General features: G+C 64.8%; 13 protein-coding genes and 1 tRNA gene. 10 read left to right on the top strand and 4 right to left on the bottom strand.

Annotated elements, in window-relative coordinates:
- Window positions 1–33: 33 nt before the first annotated feature.
- Window positions 34–435, bottom strand: a complete 402-nt coding sequence (locus ACTG4K_RS02045) for a DUF3717 domain-containing protein (RefSeq protein WP_439112528.1) — start codon at window positions 433–435, stop codon at window positions 34–36.
- Window positions 436–574: 139 nt separating this feature from the next.
- On the opposite strand from ACTG4K_RS02045, the gene ACTG4K_RS02040 reads away from it, so the two are divergent.
- Entirely contained in the window at window positions 575–1,294 is a 720-nt protein-coding gene (locus ACTG4K_RS02040; RefSeq protein ID WP_439112527.1) for a TerC family protein, read from the top strand.
- An 834-nt stretch (window positions 1,295–2,128) separates the two neighbouring features.
- Here ACTG4K_RS02040 and ACTG4K_RS02035 read toward each other — a convergent pair.
- The 3 genes from ACTG4K_RS02035 to ACTG4K_RS02025 form a co-directional block, all read right to left on the bottom strand.
- Window positions 2,129–3,094, bottom strand: a complete 966-nt coding sequence (locus tag ACTG4K_RS02035; RefSeq protein ID WP_439112526.1) for a D-2-hydroxyacid dehydrogenase — start codon at window positions 3,092–3,094, stop codon at window positions 2,129–2,131.
- A gap of 21 nt (window positions 3,095–3,115) precedes the next feature.
- Entirely contained in the window at window positions 3,116–5,098 is a 1,983-nt protein-coding gene (gene tkt / locus ACTG4K_RS02030; RefSeq protein WP_439112525.1) for a transketolase, read from the bottom strand.
- A gap of 154 nt (window positions 5,099–5,252) precedes the next feature.
- Window positions 5,253–6,140 (bottom strand): LysR substrate-binding domain-containing protein, encoded by an 888-nt coding sequence (locus ACTG4K_RS02025; RefSeq protein ID WP_439112524.1) that lies wholly within the window; start codon window positions 6,138–6,140, stop codon window positions 5,253–5,255.
- Between the two features lie 144 nt (window positions 6,141–6,284).
- Between ACTG4K_RS02025 and ACTG4K_RS02020 the strand changes: the two genes are divergently transcribed.
- From ACTG4K_RS02020 to ACTG4K_RS01980, 9 genes are all read left to right on the top strand, one after another.
- Window positions 6,285–7,034 carry an SDR family NAD(P)-dependent oxidoreductase gene (locus ACTG4K_RS02020; RefSeq protein WP_439112523.1) on the top strand — a complete coding sequence of 250 codons (750 nt, stop codon included), beginning with the start codon at window positions 6,285–6,287 and terminating at the stop codon, window positions 7,032–7,034.
- A gap of 82 nt (window positions 7,035–7,116) precedes the next feature.
- Window positions 7,117–8,115, top strand: a complete 999-nt coding sequence (locus ACTG4K_RS02015; protein WP_439112522.1) for a TRAP transporter substrate-binding protein — start codon at window positions 7,117–7,119, stop codon at window positions 8,113–8,115.
- 61 nt (window positions 8,116–8,176) lie between these two features.
- A complete protein-coding gene (locus ACTG4K_RS02010; protein WP_439112521.1) occupies window positions 8,177–8,701 on the top strand; it encodes a TRAP transporter small permease in 525 nt (174 codons plus the stop codon).
- A 28-nt stretch (window positions 8,702–8,729) separates the two neighbouring features.
- The gene (locus tag ACTG4K_RS02005) at window positions 8,730–9,989 is read left to right on the top strand and encodes a TRAP transporter large permease (RefSeq protein WP_439112520.1); all 1,260 of its coding nucleotides are present in this window, start codon (window positions 8,730–8,732) and stop codon (window positions 9,987–9,989) included.
- 32 nt (window positions 9,990–10,021) lie between these two features.
- On the top strand, window positions 10,022–10,852 hold the full coding sequence (locus ACTG4K_RS02000) for a transketolase (RefSeq protein WP_439112519.1): 831 nt from the start codon (window positions 10,022–10,024) through the stop codon (window positions 10,850–10,852).
- Between the two features lie 18 nt (window positions 10,853–10,870).
- Window positions 10,871–11,875, top strand: coding sequence for a transketolase family protein (locus ACTG4K_RS01995; protein ID WP_439112518.1), 1,005 nt, complete (start codon window positions 10,871–10,873; stop codon window positions 11,873–11,875).
- A 4-nt stretch (window positions 11,876–11,879) separates the two neighbouring features.
- Window positions 11,880–13,253 carry a glycerate kinase type-2 family protein gene (locus tag ACTG4K_RS01990; RefSeq protein WP_439112517.1) on the top strand — a complete coding sequence of 458 codons (1,374 nt, stop codon included), beginning with the start codon at window positions 11,880–11,882 and terminating at the stop codon, window positions 13,251–13,253.
- 88 nt (window positions 13,254–13,341) lie between these two features.
- Window positions 13,342–13,418 (top strand) — tRNA-Arg (locus ACTG4K_RS01985).
- 167 nt (window positions 13,419–13,585) lie between these two features.
- Window positions 13,586–14,842, top strand: a complete 1,257-nt coding sequence (locus tag ACTG4K_RS01980) for an Hsp70 family protein (protein ID WP_439112516.1) — start codon at window positions 13,586–13,588, stop codon at window positions 14,840–14,842.
- The last annotated feature ends 15 nt before the right edge of the window (window positions 14,843–14,857 follow it).

Here is a 14,857-nt window from a genome sequence, read left to right as displayed (position 1 = left end):
CCATGACGCCGCAGGCGCGCGGGGGGAATCCAGCTACAGCGCCCGCTCCGCGTAGCGGTTGAACCGCCAGGCGCTGCCTTCCAGCGTGATACGCCGCCAGCTCACGCGCTTTTCCCCGGGCGACATTTCGGTCCAGCGCTGCACTTCGTCAAACGTGCGGCCGCAGCCTTTGCACACCGCGTCGCCCTGGCTGGTGGAGCAAATGGCAATGCAGGGCGTGTCGGGCGTGCTGTCAAACCAGGCCAACCAGGCCTCGCGCGCAGCGGCGGGCAAGGTGGCTTCGTCGGCCTCGGTTTCATGAAAGTACACCAGCAGTGCATACACCTCGGCCAGCGCCCGCAAAGGCACCGCCAGCGACAGGCCATCTGGCGAGGGTGAGCGCTCACGCCAGAAGTTGATCGCGGCCTCGATGTCGGAGATGTGAATGCCTGCCATGGGGGCGGATGATACCGAGCACCACCGCGCCCCGCGCCGCGCCAGGCCTTTGCCGGTGTGGAAACTGCTTACCAGGCTGACAGCTGCCGACAGGTGACCGCCGATACACTTTGCGCACTCTCACGACACACAAGACTTTATGGATTTCCTCACCTCACCCGAATTCTGGGTTGCCCTGGGCCAGATCATCATCATCGACATCTTGCTGGGTGGCGACAACGCGGTGGTGATCGCCCTGGCGTGCCGCAAGCTGCCGCCCGCACAGCGCACCAAAGGCATCATCTGGGGCACGGCCGGTGCCATCGTGCTGCGCGTGATCCTGATCGCGTTTGCCATGACGCTGCTCAATGTGCCGTTCCTCAAGCTCGTGGGCGCGCTGCTGCTGGTGTGGATTGGTGTGAAGCTGCTCGCGCCCGACGAAGACGGCCACGGCGACGTGGCGGGCAGCGACAAGCTGTTTGCCGCCATCAAGACCATCATCGTGGCCGACTTGGTGATGAGCGTGGACAACGTGATTGCCATCGCCGGCGCCGCTCAAAATTCGGGCGAACACGCCATGCTGCTGGTGGTGCTGGGTCTGCTCATCTCCATTCCCATCATCGTCTGGGGCAGCCAGATGGTCATCAAGCTCATGGCGCGCTTCCCCGCCGTCATCACCGCCGGCGCCATGCTGCTGGGCTGGATTGCCGGCGGCATGCTGGTGTCTGACCCTGCCTTTGCCAACACCGAAAAATGGACCTGGATGCTCAAGCTGGAACAGACAGACGCTATCCACTACGGTGCCGCCGTGGCCGGCGCAATGCTGGTGTTGATCGTGGGCAAACGGCTGGCTGCGCGCAACACGCTGCAGCAGGCCTGACCCAGCCACCCGCAGGCTCCGGGGCGAGCCAAGGCGGCACCGTCAGGAGGCCGCCCTCGCTTTTCTTGCTCGGGCCACGGCCCCTGCGTTGCTATGCTGAGCCGCATGGTGCGACTCGACGTCGCTTCTGAAGCCGAACGCTCAAGAAACACCAGACAACCGATTGATTTTCATGGTGTTTTCAAGCGGCGTTGTCAGAGGGGACGAGCTGCCTGCCCATGGCTTTGGCCTTCTGGACAAGGTTGTGCAAGACCCGCTGGCGGCAGCGCTCCTCGGAGCAGTCCTGCCCCCCGGGCGGTGTATTCCTGACCATGGGTGAGCATGGCGTAGATCAGGAGGGCCAGCCGCATGAGCTGTTGCCGCCACGGGCATTCCAGCAATCGCTCTTGCGGCCCGCGACGTGCTTGCCATAGCGGGTGTTGACCAGCCGTGCCGCCAAGCCGCGCGCTCCGAGCAGTTCGTACAGGGGTATCCCGTGGACCCCGGTGGACCCCATGCGCCGCCAGTCCCGAAACACGCTGGCAACCCGAGCGTGAGCAAGGGCCATGACGCAGTGGGCAGAGGAAGTTACAAAAAGCGAATGGCTGTCTGCAATGGACGGCACAGGGGCATTGCCCTGAGGTCAAAGCCTGCTGACTTGCCGCAGGTGCGACGGCGCGAGCCGTGAGCGTCTTTTAAACCGCCCCTGGAGGGCATTCGTACCCTCGGGGACGAGTGCCTTCGACGGGTCTTAACCGAACCGGAAATGGCATGGAGCATCAAGGAACTCTTTGATGCTGCGCTTCGTGGCGGGTACAGCGCGCAGCATTCCATTGACTGGCATTCAATTGTTTGTCACATGGCTTTGGGGTGCACCTGGTTGGCGGGTTTCCCGTTCAAGAAAGCGTCCACGTTGTCGATCAACTGGTCGGCCAGGGTTTGAATGGCTTCGCTGCTGGCCCAGGCGACATGCGGCGTGAGGATGAAGTTGGGACGCGCCAGCAGCGGCATGAAGGGGTGGTTGTGTGGTGGGGGTTCGACCGAGGTGACATCGAACGCAGCGCCGGAAATGTGCCCTGCATCCAGCGCCGCACCGACGGCGCTTTCGTCCACCAGACCGCCGCGCGCGGTGTTGATGAGCAAGGGCTTTTGCGCCATCTGGGCAAATTCGGGGGTGGAAATCATGCCCCGGGTATGGGCATTGAGTGGGCAGTGCAGGGTCAAGATGTCGGCTTGGCGCAGCGTCTCCTCAAACGGGGTGTACAGCCTGCCCTGGCCTTGGCGGCCCTTGTGGCCCGACATCAGCACCCGCATGCCCAGGGCGCGCCCGATGTGGGCGACCGACTGGCCGAGCGCTCCATCGCCGATCACGCCCAGCGTGGACCCGGCCAGGTCTCGAATGGGGTGGTCGAAAAAGCAGAATTGCCCGGCTTCTTGCCACCGGCCAGCGCGCACCGCATCGCGGTAGGCGCAGATGCTGCGCCTGAGCGCGAAAATGAGCGCAAAGGTGTGCTCAGGCACGGTGTGCGTGGCGTAGTTGCGAATGTTGCTGACCACAATACCTCGCGCATGGCAGGCTGCCAGATCGACGTTGTCTGTGCCAGTGGCGGCCACGGCAACCAGGCGCAGTCTGGACGCTTGGGCCAACACGTCGGCGGGCAGCTTCACTTTGTTGACGATCACGATATCGGCATCGCGTATGCGTTCCACCACCTCGGTGGGGCGGGTGCTGGGGTACTCGGTCCATTCGTGGGCCAAGGCGGGTTGGCGCAACACCGTTTGGGGCGGTACCGTTGCACGGTCCAGAAACACGATTTTCATGGGTGATCTCCTCTCAAACGCTCAGGTGTTCAGCAGACGGCGGGCTTCGGCTGCCACCGCCTGCGGGGTGATGCCAAACAGGCGGTACAGGTCTTCGGCTGGCCCGGATGCGCCGAAGCCGGTCATGCCGACAAAGCCACCCCTGGCGCCCAGGTAGGCGTCCCACCCGAAGCGGCACGCCGCTTCGACGCCCACGCGCACACCCTCGCCCAGCACCTGCTGGCGGTAGGCGGCGTCTTGCGCGTCAAACAGTTCCCAGCACGGGATGGACACGACAGCGGTGCCGATGCCGGCTTGCTCCAGTTCGTCGAGTGCGCTGAGTGCCAGGGCCACTTCGGAGCCGGTGGACAAGAGCGTAACCCGGCGCACACCGGCAGTGGCCTCTTGCAGCACATAGCCGCCAAGGGCACAGAGGTTGTCGGCGGTGTGGTGGTGGCGCACCCGCGGCAGGTTTTGCCGGGCAAACACCAGGCTGACTGGCCCGCTGCGGTGGGCCAGGGCGAGCTCCCAGCATTCGGCCGCTTCCACCGCGTCGGCGGGCCGCATCACCAGCATGTTGGGCATGGCGCGCAGCGACGCCAGCACTTCCACCGGCTGGTGCGTGGGCCCGTTTTTACCAACGCCGATCGAGTCGTGGCTGAACACGTATTTGACCGGCAGGCCCATGAGCGCGGCCATGCGCATGGCCGGTCGCTCGTAGTCGGAAAACACCAGGTAGGTCACGCTCAAGGGCACCACGCCGCCGTGTGCGGCCATGCCATTGGCCATAGCGCCCATGACGTGCTCGCGCACGCCGCAGTGCACGTAGGCGCCTGAACGGTCGCTGGCCGTGAAGGCTTTCAGGCTGCGCTTGTGGCTGGTGGGGGCTTCCAGATCGGCGCAGCCGACCATGCGTTCGGGGAGCACCGAGGCCAGCAGGTCGTTGATCTCGGCCGACACAAGAATGCCGCTAGCGGCCTGCGGTGCCGCCAACGCCTGTTGTTTGTATTGCAGCAACACCTGCTGCCAGTTGTCGGGCAATTCGCCGTTCATCACGCGGGTGAATTCCTGGCGCTGCGCTTCGGGCAAGGCTTGCAGGCGCGCGGTCCAGGCCTGGTGGGCGCCCGCGCTGCGCTGCCCGGCGGCGAGCCATGCCTGGCGTATGCCATCCGGTATGGTGAAGGGCTCGTGAGGCCAGTTCAGCAGCGTGCGCGCTTCCTGCGCGTCCTGCTCATACAGCCGGGCGCTGTGACCGCCGCGCTGACCCTGAACCCGCGGAATGCCTTTGCCGATGATGGTGCGGCACGCGATCAGGGACGGGCGATCGTCTGTCCTGGCTGCCCCCAAGGCGGCCGACACGGCTTCGATATCGTGCCCGTCCACCGCCTGCACATGCCATTGCGCCACCCGGAAGCGCTCAGCCACGTCTTCACTGATGGACAGCGACGTCGCGCCATCGTCGGTGATCAGGTTGTCATCCCACAGCAACACCAGCTTGCCCAGGCGCAAGTGGCCGGCCAGCGAAATCATTTCCTGGCCAATGCCCTCCTGCAGGCAGCCATCGCCCACAAAGGCGTAGGTGAAATGGTTCACCAGGTCGGGGCCGAACTGGGCGCCCAGATACGCCTCAGCCACCGCCATGCCAAAGGCATTGGCGATGCCCTGGCCCAGGGGGCCGGTGGTCACTTCAATGCCGCCGGCCACATGGCGCTCGGGGTGGCCTTCGCAGTGCGAGCCCAGTTCCCGGAAGCGCTTGACTTGGTCGAGGCTGAAATGGGCATAGCCTGTGAGGTGGAGCAACGCATACAGCAGCATGGAGCCATGCCCGTTGGACAGCACCACGCGGTCCCGGTCCCACCAGGTGGGGTCGGCCGGGTTGAATTTCAGGTGCTGGGTGTACAGCGCGGTGGCGATGTCTGCCATGCCCAGCGGGACGCCCTGGTGGCCTTCGCCAGCCCGCACGATGGCGTCGATGGAAAGAAAGCGGATGGCGTGCGCCAGCGGTTGCAGTGGATGTGCGCTCATGGTGTGGTGCGTCAACCGGCGGTTGGGCACGTGTCTCCTGGGGTTGGAATGGGTGAAACGCGATTCTTTGGCGCCCACAGGATGAAAACAAGCGATGAAAATTCAGGGTTGCATGAAAGGCGTTCAACCATCGCGCGTCAGACCGCAGCCCGGATCAGCTGGGGCCCATCGCTCTGGCTTCCTCGTGGATCCATTCCAGAAAGAGCTTCACCTCGGGTCTCGCGGCGTGGCGTGCGGGGTACACGAGAAAATGCCCCCGCACTTCCAGGCTCATTTCGTCGCCAAACACCGCTTGCAGGCGCCCGCTGGCCATCAGCGCCTGGCCCAGGCTGGCGCTCTCAAGCGCCACGCCCAGGGACTGGACGGCGGCATCGAGGCTCATCATGGCGCGGTCAAATTTCAGGGCCATGCGGTCGGGGTGGTGTGCCGGGTCAAAGCGGGAAAACCACTCGGGCCATTGCGCCACGTTCACCATGGACTGGATCAGCGGCACGCGCAACAAGTCCTGCGGCGTGTGCAGGCTGTGTGTGCGGATGAATTCCGGGCTCGCCAGCGGCATCACTTTTTCGGCCAGCACGGGCTGCACTTCCAGGTTGGGCCAGTTGGGTAGGCCGTACCGGATGTCCATGTCCACCAGCCCCAGCTGAAAGTCCGAATGCACATGCGACGCTGACAGCACCAGCGAAATGTCGGGATAACGCTGGGTAAAGCGGGCAATGCGCGGCATCAGCCACAGGCTGGCAAAGCTGGGGCTGCAGTGCAGGTAGAGCGTGTCCTGCACGCCGTGGCGCAGGTCTTCGGTGGCCGTGTTGATGACGCCCAGTGCGTTGCCCACCCGTTGCAGGTAGTTGTGCCCGGCGGGGGTGAGTTCGACACCGCGCGCCGAGCGCTCGAACAGGCGAACGCCCAGCAAGCCTTCGAGCTTGGCCAGCTGGTGGCTGACCGCTGACGGGGTCAGGTGCAACTCGTTCGCCGCCAGTGAAAAGCTTCGGCGCCGGGCGATGGCTTCAAAGGCCTGCAACGCACTCAGGGGCGGGATCATGGTGGATGAAGTTTGTTCACATATTGCACTGCAACATGAGAAAAATTGAATTGAGCGTGAGTTTATATCGTTTGTTTTCAGGCACCGCCGCTTTCAGAATCCCGCCATCCCACAACGCAATTCAACCCAACAGGAGACACAAACATGCTGCTGAAAGACAAAGTGGCCGTCGTGACAGGCGGTGCCGGTATCAACGGTCTGGGCTTTGCCACGGCCCGCATGCTGGCCGAGCAGGGGGCCCGGGTCGTGATTCTGGATCTGGCCGTGGCCGATCCACAGGCCGCAGCGGCCCGGCTGGGTGCGGAGCACCTGGGCCTGGTGGCCGACGTCACCGACAAAGCCTCGTGCGAGGCCGCCGTAGCGGCCATTCAGGCGCGCTACGGTCGCCTTGATGTGTTGGTCAACAACGCCGGCATCACCCAGCCGGTGAAGTTTCTGGACCTCACGGGCGCGGACTACGACCGCATACTGGACGTGAACCTGCGCGGCACGCTGTACGCCTCGCAAGCCGTGTTGCCGGTGATGGTGGCCCAGAAGAGCGGCTCCATCGTCTGCATTTCCTCGGTCTCAGCCCAGCGCGGCGGCGGCATTCTGGGTGGCCCGCACTATTCGGCGGCCAAGGCCGGTGTGCTGGGGCTGGCCCGTGCCATGGCGCGGGAGTTCGGTGGCCATAACATCCGCGTGAATTGCTTGACGCCGGGCCTGATCGCCACCGACATCAACAAAGGAAAGATCCCCGAAGACAAGCGCCAGACGATCCTGGACGGCATCCCCCTGGCCCGCATTGGCGAACCCAACGACGTGGCCGGCTGTGTGGTGTTTCTAGCCAGCGACCTGTCCAAGTACTGCACCGGCGTCACGCTCGATGTGAACGGCGGCATGCTGATTCACTGACCGGCCCAAGGCTCGAAGAAGCCCGCCATTCATTTTTTTCACCCCCGGCAAATATTTGCCTTATGACAACCAGGAGACAAACATGAACCCCTTGAACACCCTTCGCCGCAGCTTGCTGGCCAGCGCCGTCCTGAGCCTGGGTCTGAGCGGCGCAGCGTTCGCACAAGCGACCGTCAAACTTACGCTTGGGCACGGCGCTGCTGCAGGCAACCCGCGCCACGAGGCTTCGGTGAAATTCGCCGAAACGGTGAAGGCGAAAAGCGGTGGCCGCATCGAGGTCACGGTGGCGCCGTCGGGCCAGCTGGGTGACGACGCGGCCATGGTCACTGCCCTGCGCACGGGCGCACTGGACATGTCGGCCAACTCGCAGGGCGCGCTGGCCAACACGGTGCCCGAGTACGCGGCCTTTGGCATGCCGTTTCTGTTTGCCGATCTGGCCCAGGCATGGAAGCTGATGGACGGTCCCGTAGGCAAAGACCTGGCGGCCAAGTCGGCCGAAAAGGGTCTGGTGGTGCTGGGCTATTGGGACAACGGCATCCGCCACATGAGCAACAGCAAGCGCCCCTTCCTCAAGGCCGAAGACCTCAAGGGCATGAAGATGCGCACACCGCCCGATTCCGTGACGGTGGACATCATGCAGAGCCTGGGTGCTGAGGCGCAGCAGATCAAGTTTGCCGAGCTGTACGTGGCCTTGCAGCAGGGTGTGGTGGACGGGCAGGAAAACCCGCTGATGAACATCCACGCCAGCAAGCTGTACGAGGTGCAGAAATACATCTCGCTGACCGGTCACAAATACGAAATGACCCCCTTCCTGATGGGCAAGCGCACCTGGGACCGCCTGTCTGACGCCGACCGCAAGGTGGTGCAAGAGGCCGCCGCCGAGGCCACCGCCTTGCAGCGCAAGTTGTCCAAGGAGAGTGACGACAAGCTGGTGGCCGACCTCAAGGCCAAGGGTGTCCAGATTGACAACGTGGACAAAGCGTCGTTCCAGAAAGCCACGGCCAGCGTGGTCGCCAAGTGGGAAGCCAGTCCCATCGGCCCGTTTGTCAAGCAAGTGGTGACCGCGGCCCGCGCGCAGTAAACCCTGGTGAACAACCCGGCAGACACCGCCCGCAGGAGGTGTCTGCTCTTGGAGGCTTCTCATGTCGCACGCTGCAAACGGGGTGGTGGAAAAGGCTGTGTCGGCCATCTGCCAGGCGGTGCTGTGGGTCACGTCCACGGTCATCTTTTTTATTTTGTCGGCCAACACCTTGCTGCGCTACAGCACCGGAACCAGCCTGCAATGGGCCAACGAGGTGCCCGAGTTGCTGTTCCCCTGGCTGGTGATGGCGGGTGTGGTGTTGGCGGCCCTGCATGGCTCGCACATTGCCACCACCTTCCTCATGGCTTCGCTCCCCCCTGTCTGGCGGCGCGTGCTGGGCGCGGTGGGCTGGTTGGCGGTGGCGGGTCTGTACCTGAGCCTGTCCTACGCCACCTACGGCTTGCTGGAGATCGTCCACGACGAAAAATCGCCCATCTTGCAGGTGCCAGCGTCGGTCACCTACGCCTGCGTGATGGGCGCCATGGCGATGCTGGCCTTGCTGGCGCTGAAGTCGGCCTGGCGCAGCGCCTGGCCTGACGCAGCCCGCGATGCCGACGACCGCGAGCCTTCGACGGCACAAGGCTGAGCCTCGTCAAATTACAACGGAGACGCCCATGAGTGCCTTGATCTTGTTTGTATTCATTGTGGGCGCCGTGGCTGCGGTGCCCATTGCCCACGCCCTGCTGCTGGCCGCGCTGGCCGCTGCCGCCAGTTCCGACCGCGTGCCCCTGGACTTGCTGGTGCAGCAAATGGTGGCGCAGGTGCAGAGCTTTCCTTTGATCGCCATTCCGTTTTTCATGCTCACGGGCGCGCTGATGATGGGTGGCAGGCTGGGCGCGGCCCTGATCGGCGTGCTGTCGGCCACCGTCGGGCGCTGGCATGGTGGGCCGGCACAGGTGAACGTGCTGTCGTCCACGCTGTTTGGCGGTGTGTCGGGTTCGGCCGTGGCCGACGCCGCCGCCATTGGCTCACTGGTGATGCCGTGGCACCGCCGGCTGCGCTACCCGATGCCGTTTTCTGCAGCCTCTCTGGCGTCTGCCGCCACCATCGACATCATCATCCCGCCATCCATTCCGCTGATCCTGTTCGCTCTGACGTCCAACACGTCCATTGCGGCCCTGTTTTTTGCCGGCATCCTGCCGGGTCTGATGCTGTGTGGCGGCTTCATGCTGGCTTGCTGGTGGGTCGGCAAGAGCCAAAACCTGCCTCGCGAAACCGCCATGGCCGCCGGCGCCGAGATGCGCAAGAACCTGCTGCTGGCGTCCCCCGCCGTGCTGCTGCCGGTCTTGATCGTGGTGTTTCTGCGCTTTGGCATTGCCACCCCGACCGAAGTGGCCGTGCTCTCCACGTTGTACGCGGGCGCCGTGTCGGCCCTGCTGTACCGCGATCTGTCCATCAAGCGCCTGCACGCCGCCATCGTCGAAGCCGGTGTGGCCTCGGGCGTGGTGCTGCTGGTCATCATGGCGTCGGCCTCCATCGGCTGGCTGCTCACGTTTGACCAGTTGCCCCAGGGCGTGGTGGCCTGGGTCACGGCCAATGTGGACGCCGACTGGGTGGTGATTTTGCTGATGAACGCCATTATGTTGTTCGTGGGCATGTTCATCGACCTGCCCGCCGCCGTGCTGCTGCTCACCCCGGTGTTTCTGCCGCTGGCGGTGAGTGTGGGCATGGACCCGATCCAGCTCGGGATCATGATGGTGGTCAACCTGGCCATTGGCCTCTACACGCCCCCCGTGGGCACCACCCTGTTCATCACCAGCTCCCTGGCCCAGGTCAAGGTGGGCGAGACCGTGCGCGCCATGGGCCCGTTCTACGTGGTGGCGTTTGCCGTGCTGATCCTTGTTTCCTACGTGCCCGCCGTGATCCTCAAGTGAGGCGCGCTTTCATTCATTCCAGGAGTATTCAAATGCAGGACAAATTGGCTGAAATCGCGCGCTGTGCCTGGCGCATCCGCCGCTACGCGCTGCGCATGGGCGAGGTGCAGGGCCAGGGTTATGTGGGCCAGGCTCTGGGGTATGCCGATGTGTTGGCCACGGCCTATGGCCACGCCCTGAACTTCCGTGCCGACGATCCGCTGTGGGAAGGTCGCGACCGGTTTTTGCTGTCGCACGGTCACTACGCCATCGCGTTGTATGCCGCCTTGATTGAAGCCGGCACCATTCCCGAGTCTGAGCTGGAAACCTATGGCAGCGACGACAGCCGCCTACCCATGTCCGGCATGGCCACCTACACCCCAGGCATGGAAATGTCGGGCGGCTCGCTCGGCCAGGGCCTGCCCATTGCGGTGGGCATGGCGCTGGGTTTGCAGCACCAGCGCAGCCCGGCGTTTGTCTACAACTCCATGTCGGACGGCGAGCTGGACGAAGGCTCCACTTGGGAGGCGGCCATGTCCGCCAGCCACCACGGACTGGGCAACCTGATCTGCATCGTCGACATCAACAACCAGCAGGCCGACGGCCCTTCCAGCCAGGTGATGGGGTTCGAGCCCCTGGCCGACAAATGGGCGGCGTTTGGCTGGCATGTGCAGCGGGTTGACGGCAACCACCTGCCCGCCGTGGTGCGCGCTTTTGACGCTGCTCGCAACCTGAGCGAGGCCAAGCCCCGCGTGATTCTGTGCGACACCTTGATGGGCAAAGGGGTGCCCTTTCTGGAAAGCCGTGACAAAAACCACTTCATCCGCGTGGACCCGCCCGAGTGGCAGCAGGCCCTGGACGTGCTGGATGCCAACCGTCCCTGAAAGCCAAGGAGCGACACCATGAATACAAGCACTGAAAAGAAACCCCGCCTGACCACCTCGGCCATGATCGCCTCCATTGCCAGCGAAGGGCAGCGCGTGAAGGCCGCTCCCTTTGGCAAGGCGCTGGTCGAGTACGCTGCACAACACCCCGAGGTGGTGGGCATGACGGCCGACCTGGCCAAGTACACCGATCTGCACCTCTTCGGGCAGGCCTATCCCGAGCGCTTTTTCCAGATGGGCATGGCCGAGCAATTGCTCATGGGCGCGGCCGGCGGCATGGCCAAGGTGGGGCTGGTGCCGTTTGCCACCACCTACGCGGTGTTCGGCACGCGCCGGGCCTACGACTTCATCCACCAGGTGATTGCCGAGGAAAACCTCAACGTCAAGATCTGCTGTGCGCTACCGGGGCTGACCACCGGCTACGGCCCCAGCCACCAGGCCACGGAAGACCTGGCCATGATGCGCGCCATCCCCGGACTCACCGTGGTGGACCCCTGCGATGCGCTGGACATCGAGCAGGCAGTGCCCCAGATCGCTGCCCACCAGGGACCGGTTTACATGCGCCTGCTGCGTGGCAACGTGCCGCTGGTGCTGGACGAATACAACTACCGCTTCGAGCTGGGCAAAGCCAAGCTGCTGCGCGACGGGGCCGATGTGCTGGTGATCTCCAGCGGTTTCATGACCATGCGCACGCTGGAAGTGGCCAAGCAGCTCGAAGCCGACAAGGTCAACGTGGCGGTGCTGCACTGCCCCACCATCAAGCCGCTGGACGAGGCCACCATCCTGGCCGAGGCGCGCAAACCCGGGCGGGTGGTGGTGGTGGCTGAAAACCACTCCATCGTGGGCGGTCTGGGCGAGTCGGTGGCCAGCCTGCTGATGCGCGAAGGCGTCACACCGGCGCGTTTTCGCATGCTGGCCTTGCCCGACGCCTTTCTGGACGCCGGTGCCCTACCCACCTTGCACGACCGCTACGGCATTTCGGCCGAAAAAATGATCGCGTCACTCAAGTCCTGGCTCGCCTGAAGCCGTGCGCAGCGTGCCACTGGACCAGCCGCTGGCCTTGTTGCGGCACCTGTACGACGTGGCGGTGCAGCGGGCCATGCCGCTGCACAACACCGGCGCCTGGCTGCCTGTGCCTCCAGACCCTGCCCTGGGGCGCACGCTGGTGCTGGGGGCCGGCAAAGCCGCAGGCGCCATGGCGCAGGCCGTCGAGGCTCTGTGGCCCGAGCACTGCCGCCGCCACGGCAAGCCGGGTGCGCCGCTGTCGGGCCTGGTCGTCACCCGCTACGGGCACAACCCGCCGCGCCCGCCGGGCGTGGTGCCGTGCATTGACGTGGTGGAAGCCGCACACCCCGTGCCCGACCCGGCGGGGCTGGACGCTGCCGAGCGCACCATGGCCCTGGCCAGCGGCGCACAAGGCCCGCAGCTCACCGAACACGATCTGGTGCTGTGCCTGATGTCGGGTGGCGGCTCGTCCTTGCTGAGCTTGCCCGCCGAGGGCTTGGCGCTGGCCGAGAAGCAACGGATCAACCAGCGCTTGCTGGACAGCGGTGCCGACATTGGCCAGATGAACACGGTGCGCAAGCACCTGTCGCGCATCAAGGGTGGCCGCCTGGCGGCGGCCTGTTACCCGGCCCGGGTGGTCACGCTGGCCATCAGCGATGTGCCCGGCGACGACGTCAGCGTCATCGCCAGTGGCCCCACGGTGGGCGACGCCAGCACCTGCGCTGAAGCCCTCCAAGTGTTGAGCCAATACCAGATTGAGGTGCCCGCACCCGTGCTGCAGCAGCTGCACGACGGCACACTGGAAACGCCCAAACCGGGTGACCTGCGCCTGCAGCACCAGGGCCTGCCCCACCCGGTGCACCTGATCGCCACGCCCCAGCAAAGCCTGGAGGCTGCTGCCGCTGCGGCACGGGCCGCCGGCCTGAATGCTTACATCCTCAGCGACGAGATCGAGGGCGAGTCGCGCGACGTGGGCAAGGTGCACGCTGCGCTGGCCCGCAGCACGGCCGCAGGGCGCAGCGCGTTCAAAACCCCTTGCGTCATCTTGAGCGGGGGCGAAACCACCGTCACCGTCAAAACCCGCGTGCCCGGTCTACCCCAAGGCAGAGGCGGCCGGGCTGGCGAATTTTGTATGGGCCTGGCCCAGGCGCTGCAAGGGCACCCGCGCATCTGGGCGCTGGCAGCCGACACGGATGGCATTGACGGGGTGCAAGACAATGCGGGTGCCCGGGTATCTGTAGACACACTGGCGCGCGCGGCACAACTGGGCCTGAAGTTGGAAGACCATCTGGCGCGCAACGATGCGTATCCGTTTTTCAAGGGTTTGGGCGATCTGGTCATCACCGGCCCAACGCACACGAACGTGAATGACTTTCGGGCCATGCTGGTGATCTGAACAGCCCAGCAGCCCCGTCGCTGTAAAAATGAACGAATGCAGATTTTTGGCCGCGGTCGCCAAATTCCTGTGTAGAATTGCGGGCTTCGCGGCTGTAGCTCAGTTGGATAGAGTACTTGGCTACGAACCAAGGGGTCGTGGGTTCAATTCCTGCCAGCCGCACCAAAAAAGAAAGCCCGCAGCTTGTAAAAGCTGCGGGCTTTTCTCTTGCTTACAGGGCTTGCGCCAAGCCGCCATCGTGTTGTTTTCGCCTTGCGGTGCGTCAGCACGGTCTGGGGCTTCGCGCCGGGGCCCAACGGCTTTTCGCCATTTCCGGCTTCTTTATTTTCTTCATGACGCTTTCGCTCAACGGTACGCTGGGTATCGATTTTGGCACCTCCAACTCGGCCATGGCCTGGGCCGATGTGCAGGACGTTGCACACCTGATTCCGCTGGAAGGCGATGCGGTGTCGATGCCCACGGCGGTGTTTTACAACGCCGAAGACCACCTGACGCACTTTGGACGCGACGCGGTGGCGCAGTACCTGAGCGGCACCGAAGGCCGGCTGATGCGATCGCTCAAAAGCTTGCTGGGCAGCCCGCTGCTGATGGAAAAAACCGAGGTGAACGGTCAGCAGGTGAGTTTTCTGGACATCGTGGCCACGTTTCTGGACGCGCTGCGCGAACGCGCCGCCCACACGCTGGGCGAGGCGCCCACCCGCGTGGTGATGGGCCGGCCGGTGCATTTTGTGGACGACGACCCCGAGCGCGATGCGCTGGCGCAGGCGTCTTTGCTGCAGGCGGCGCAGTCGGTCGGGTTTGACGAGGTGTCTTTTCAGCTGGAGCCGATTGCGGCGGCGCTGGACTACGAACGCCGCCTGAGCCGCGAAAGCCTGGTGCTGGTGGTCGACTTGGGCGGCGGCACCTCGGACTTCACCGTGGTGCGCCTGGGCCCACAGCGCATGGCGCTGGCCGACCGCGCCAGCGACGTGCTGGCCACCACCGGCGTGCACATTGGCGGCACCGACTTTGACCAGAAGCTCAGCCTGGAACGGATGATGCCCTTGCTGGGTTACCGCCACCTGGGGCCGCAGCAGCGCGAAGTGCCCAGCCGCACGTTTTTTGATCTGTCCACCTGGCACCTGATCCAGTGGCTGTACCTGCCGCGCGCGCTGAGCCAGGCCCAGGGCTTGCGCGTGAACTACGCCGACCCGCGTTTGCACGAGCGGCTGATGGCGGTGCTGAAAGAGCGCGCCGGCCACCATGTGGCGCACGAGGTGGAGCAGGCCAAGATCCGGTGTTCGCAAAGCGACGGCGCCACGCAGGTGGACCTGTCTTGTGTGGAACCCGACTTGGTGGCCGCGCTGGACACGGCCGACATGCGCGAACACCTGGGTGCGCTGCTGGCGCGCACCGTGGCCTGCGCCCGGGCCTGTGTGCAGCGCGCGGGGCTGACCGACGCTTCGCTCGACGCCATTTACCTCACCGGCGGTTCGTCGGCCTTGCGGCCTTTTCAGCGCGCCTTGCAGGCCGAATTTCCCAGCGTGCCGCTGGTGGAAGGCGATCTGTTTGGTGGCGTGGCCTCGGGCCTGGCGTACACCCGGGTGTGACGCGCAGCCCTCTGC

It is taken from the genome of Hydrogenophaga sp. (assembly GCF_965657535.1).
In the GTDB taxonomy this organism is placed as follows: Bacteria; Pseudomonadota; Gammaproteobacteria; order Burkholderiales; family Burkholderiaceae_C; genus Hydrogenophaga.
The sequence above is the reverse complement of the archived record's forward strand: the minus strand, read 5'-3'. Positions and strand labels throughout refer to the sequence as shown.

What these genes read in the sequence shown, in the direction of transcription:
- ACTG4K_RS02045 (WP_439112528.1), bottom strand. Translation starts at nt 435, where the DNA reads ATGGCAGGCATTCACATCTCCGACATCGAGGCCGCGATCAACTTCTGG.
- ACTG4K_RS02040 (WP_439112527.1), top strand. Translation starts at nt 575, where the DNA reads ATGGATTTCCTCACCTCACCCGAATTCTGGGTTGCCCTGGGCCAGATC.
- ACTG4K_RS02035 (WP_439112526.1), bottom strand. Translation starts at nt 3,094, where the DNA reads ATGAAAATCGTGTTTCTGGACCGTGCAACGGTACCGCCCCAAACGGTG.
- tkt (WP_439112525.1), bottom strand. Translation starts at nt 5,098, where the DNA reads ATGAGCGCACATCCACTGCAACCGCTGGCGCACGCCATCCGCTTTCTT.
- ACTG4K_RS02025 (WP_439112524.1), bottom strand. Translation starts at nt 6,140, where the DNA reads ATGATCCCGCCCCTGAGTGCGTTGCAGGCCTTTGAAGCCATCGCCCGG.
- ACTG4K_RS02020 (WP_439112523.1), top strand. Translation starts at nt 6,285, where the DNA reads ATGCTGCTGAAAGACAAAGTGGCCGTCGTGACAGGCGGTGCCGGTATC.
- ACTG4K_RS02015 (WP_439112522.1), top strand. Translation starts at nt 7,117, where the DNA reads ATGAACCCCTTGAACACCCTTCGCCGCAGCTTGCTGGCCAGCGCCGTC.
- ACTG4K_RS02010 (WP_439112521.1), top strand. Translation starts at nt 8,177, where the DNA reads ATGTCGCACGCTGCAAACGGGGTGGTGGAAAAGGCTGTGTCGGCCATC.
- ACTG4K_RS02005 (WP_439112520.1), top strand. Translation starts at nt 8,730, where the DNA reads ATGAGTGCCTTGATCTTGTTTGTATTCATTGTGGGCGCCGTGGCTGCG.
- ACTG4K_RS02000 (WP_439112519.1), top strand. Translation starts at nt 10,022, where the DNA reads ATGCAGGACAAATTGGCTGAAATCGCGCGCTGTGCCTGGCGCATCCGC.
- ACTG4K_RS01995 (WP_439112518.1), top strand. Translation starts at nt 10,871, where the DNA reads ATGAATACAAGCACTGAAAAGAAACCCCGCCTGACCACCTCGGCCATG.
- ACTG4K_RS01980 (WP_439112516.1), top strand. Translation starts at nt 13,586, where the DNA reads ATGACGCTTTCGCTCAACGGTACGCTGGGTATCGATTTTGGCACCTCC.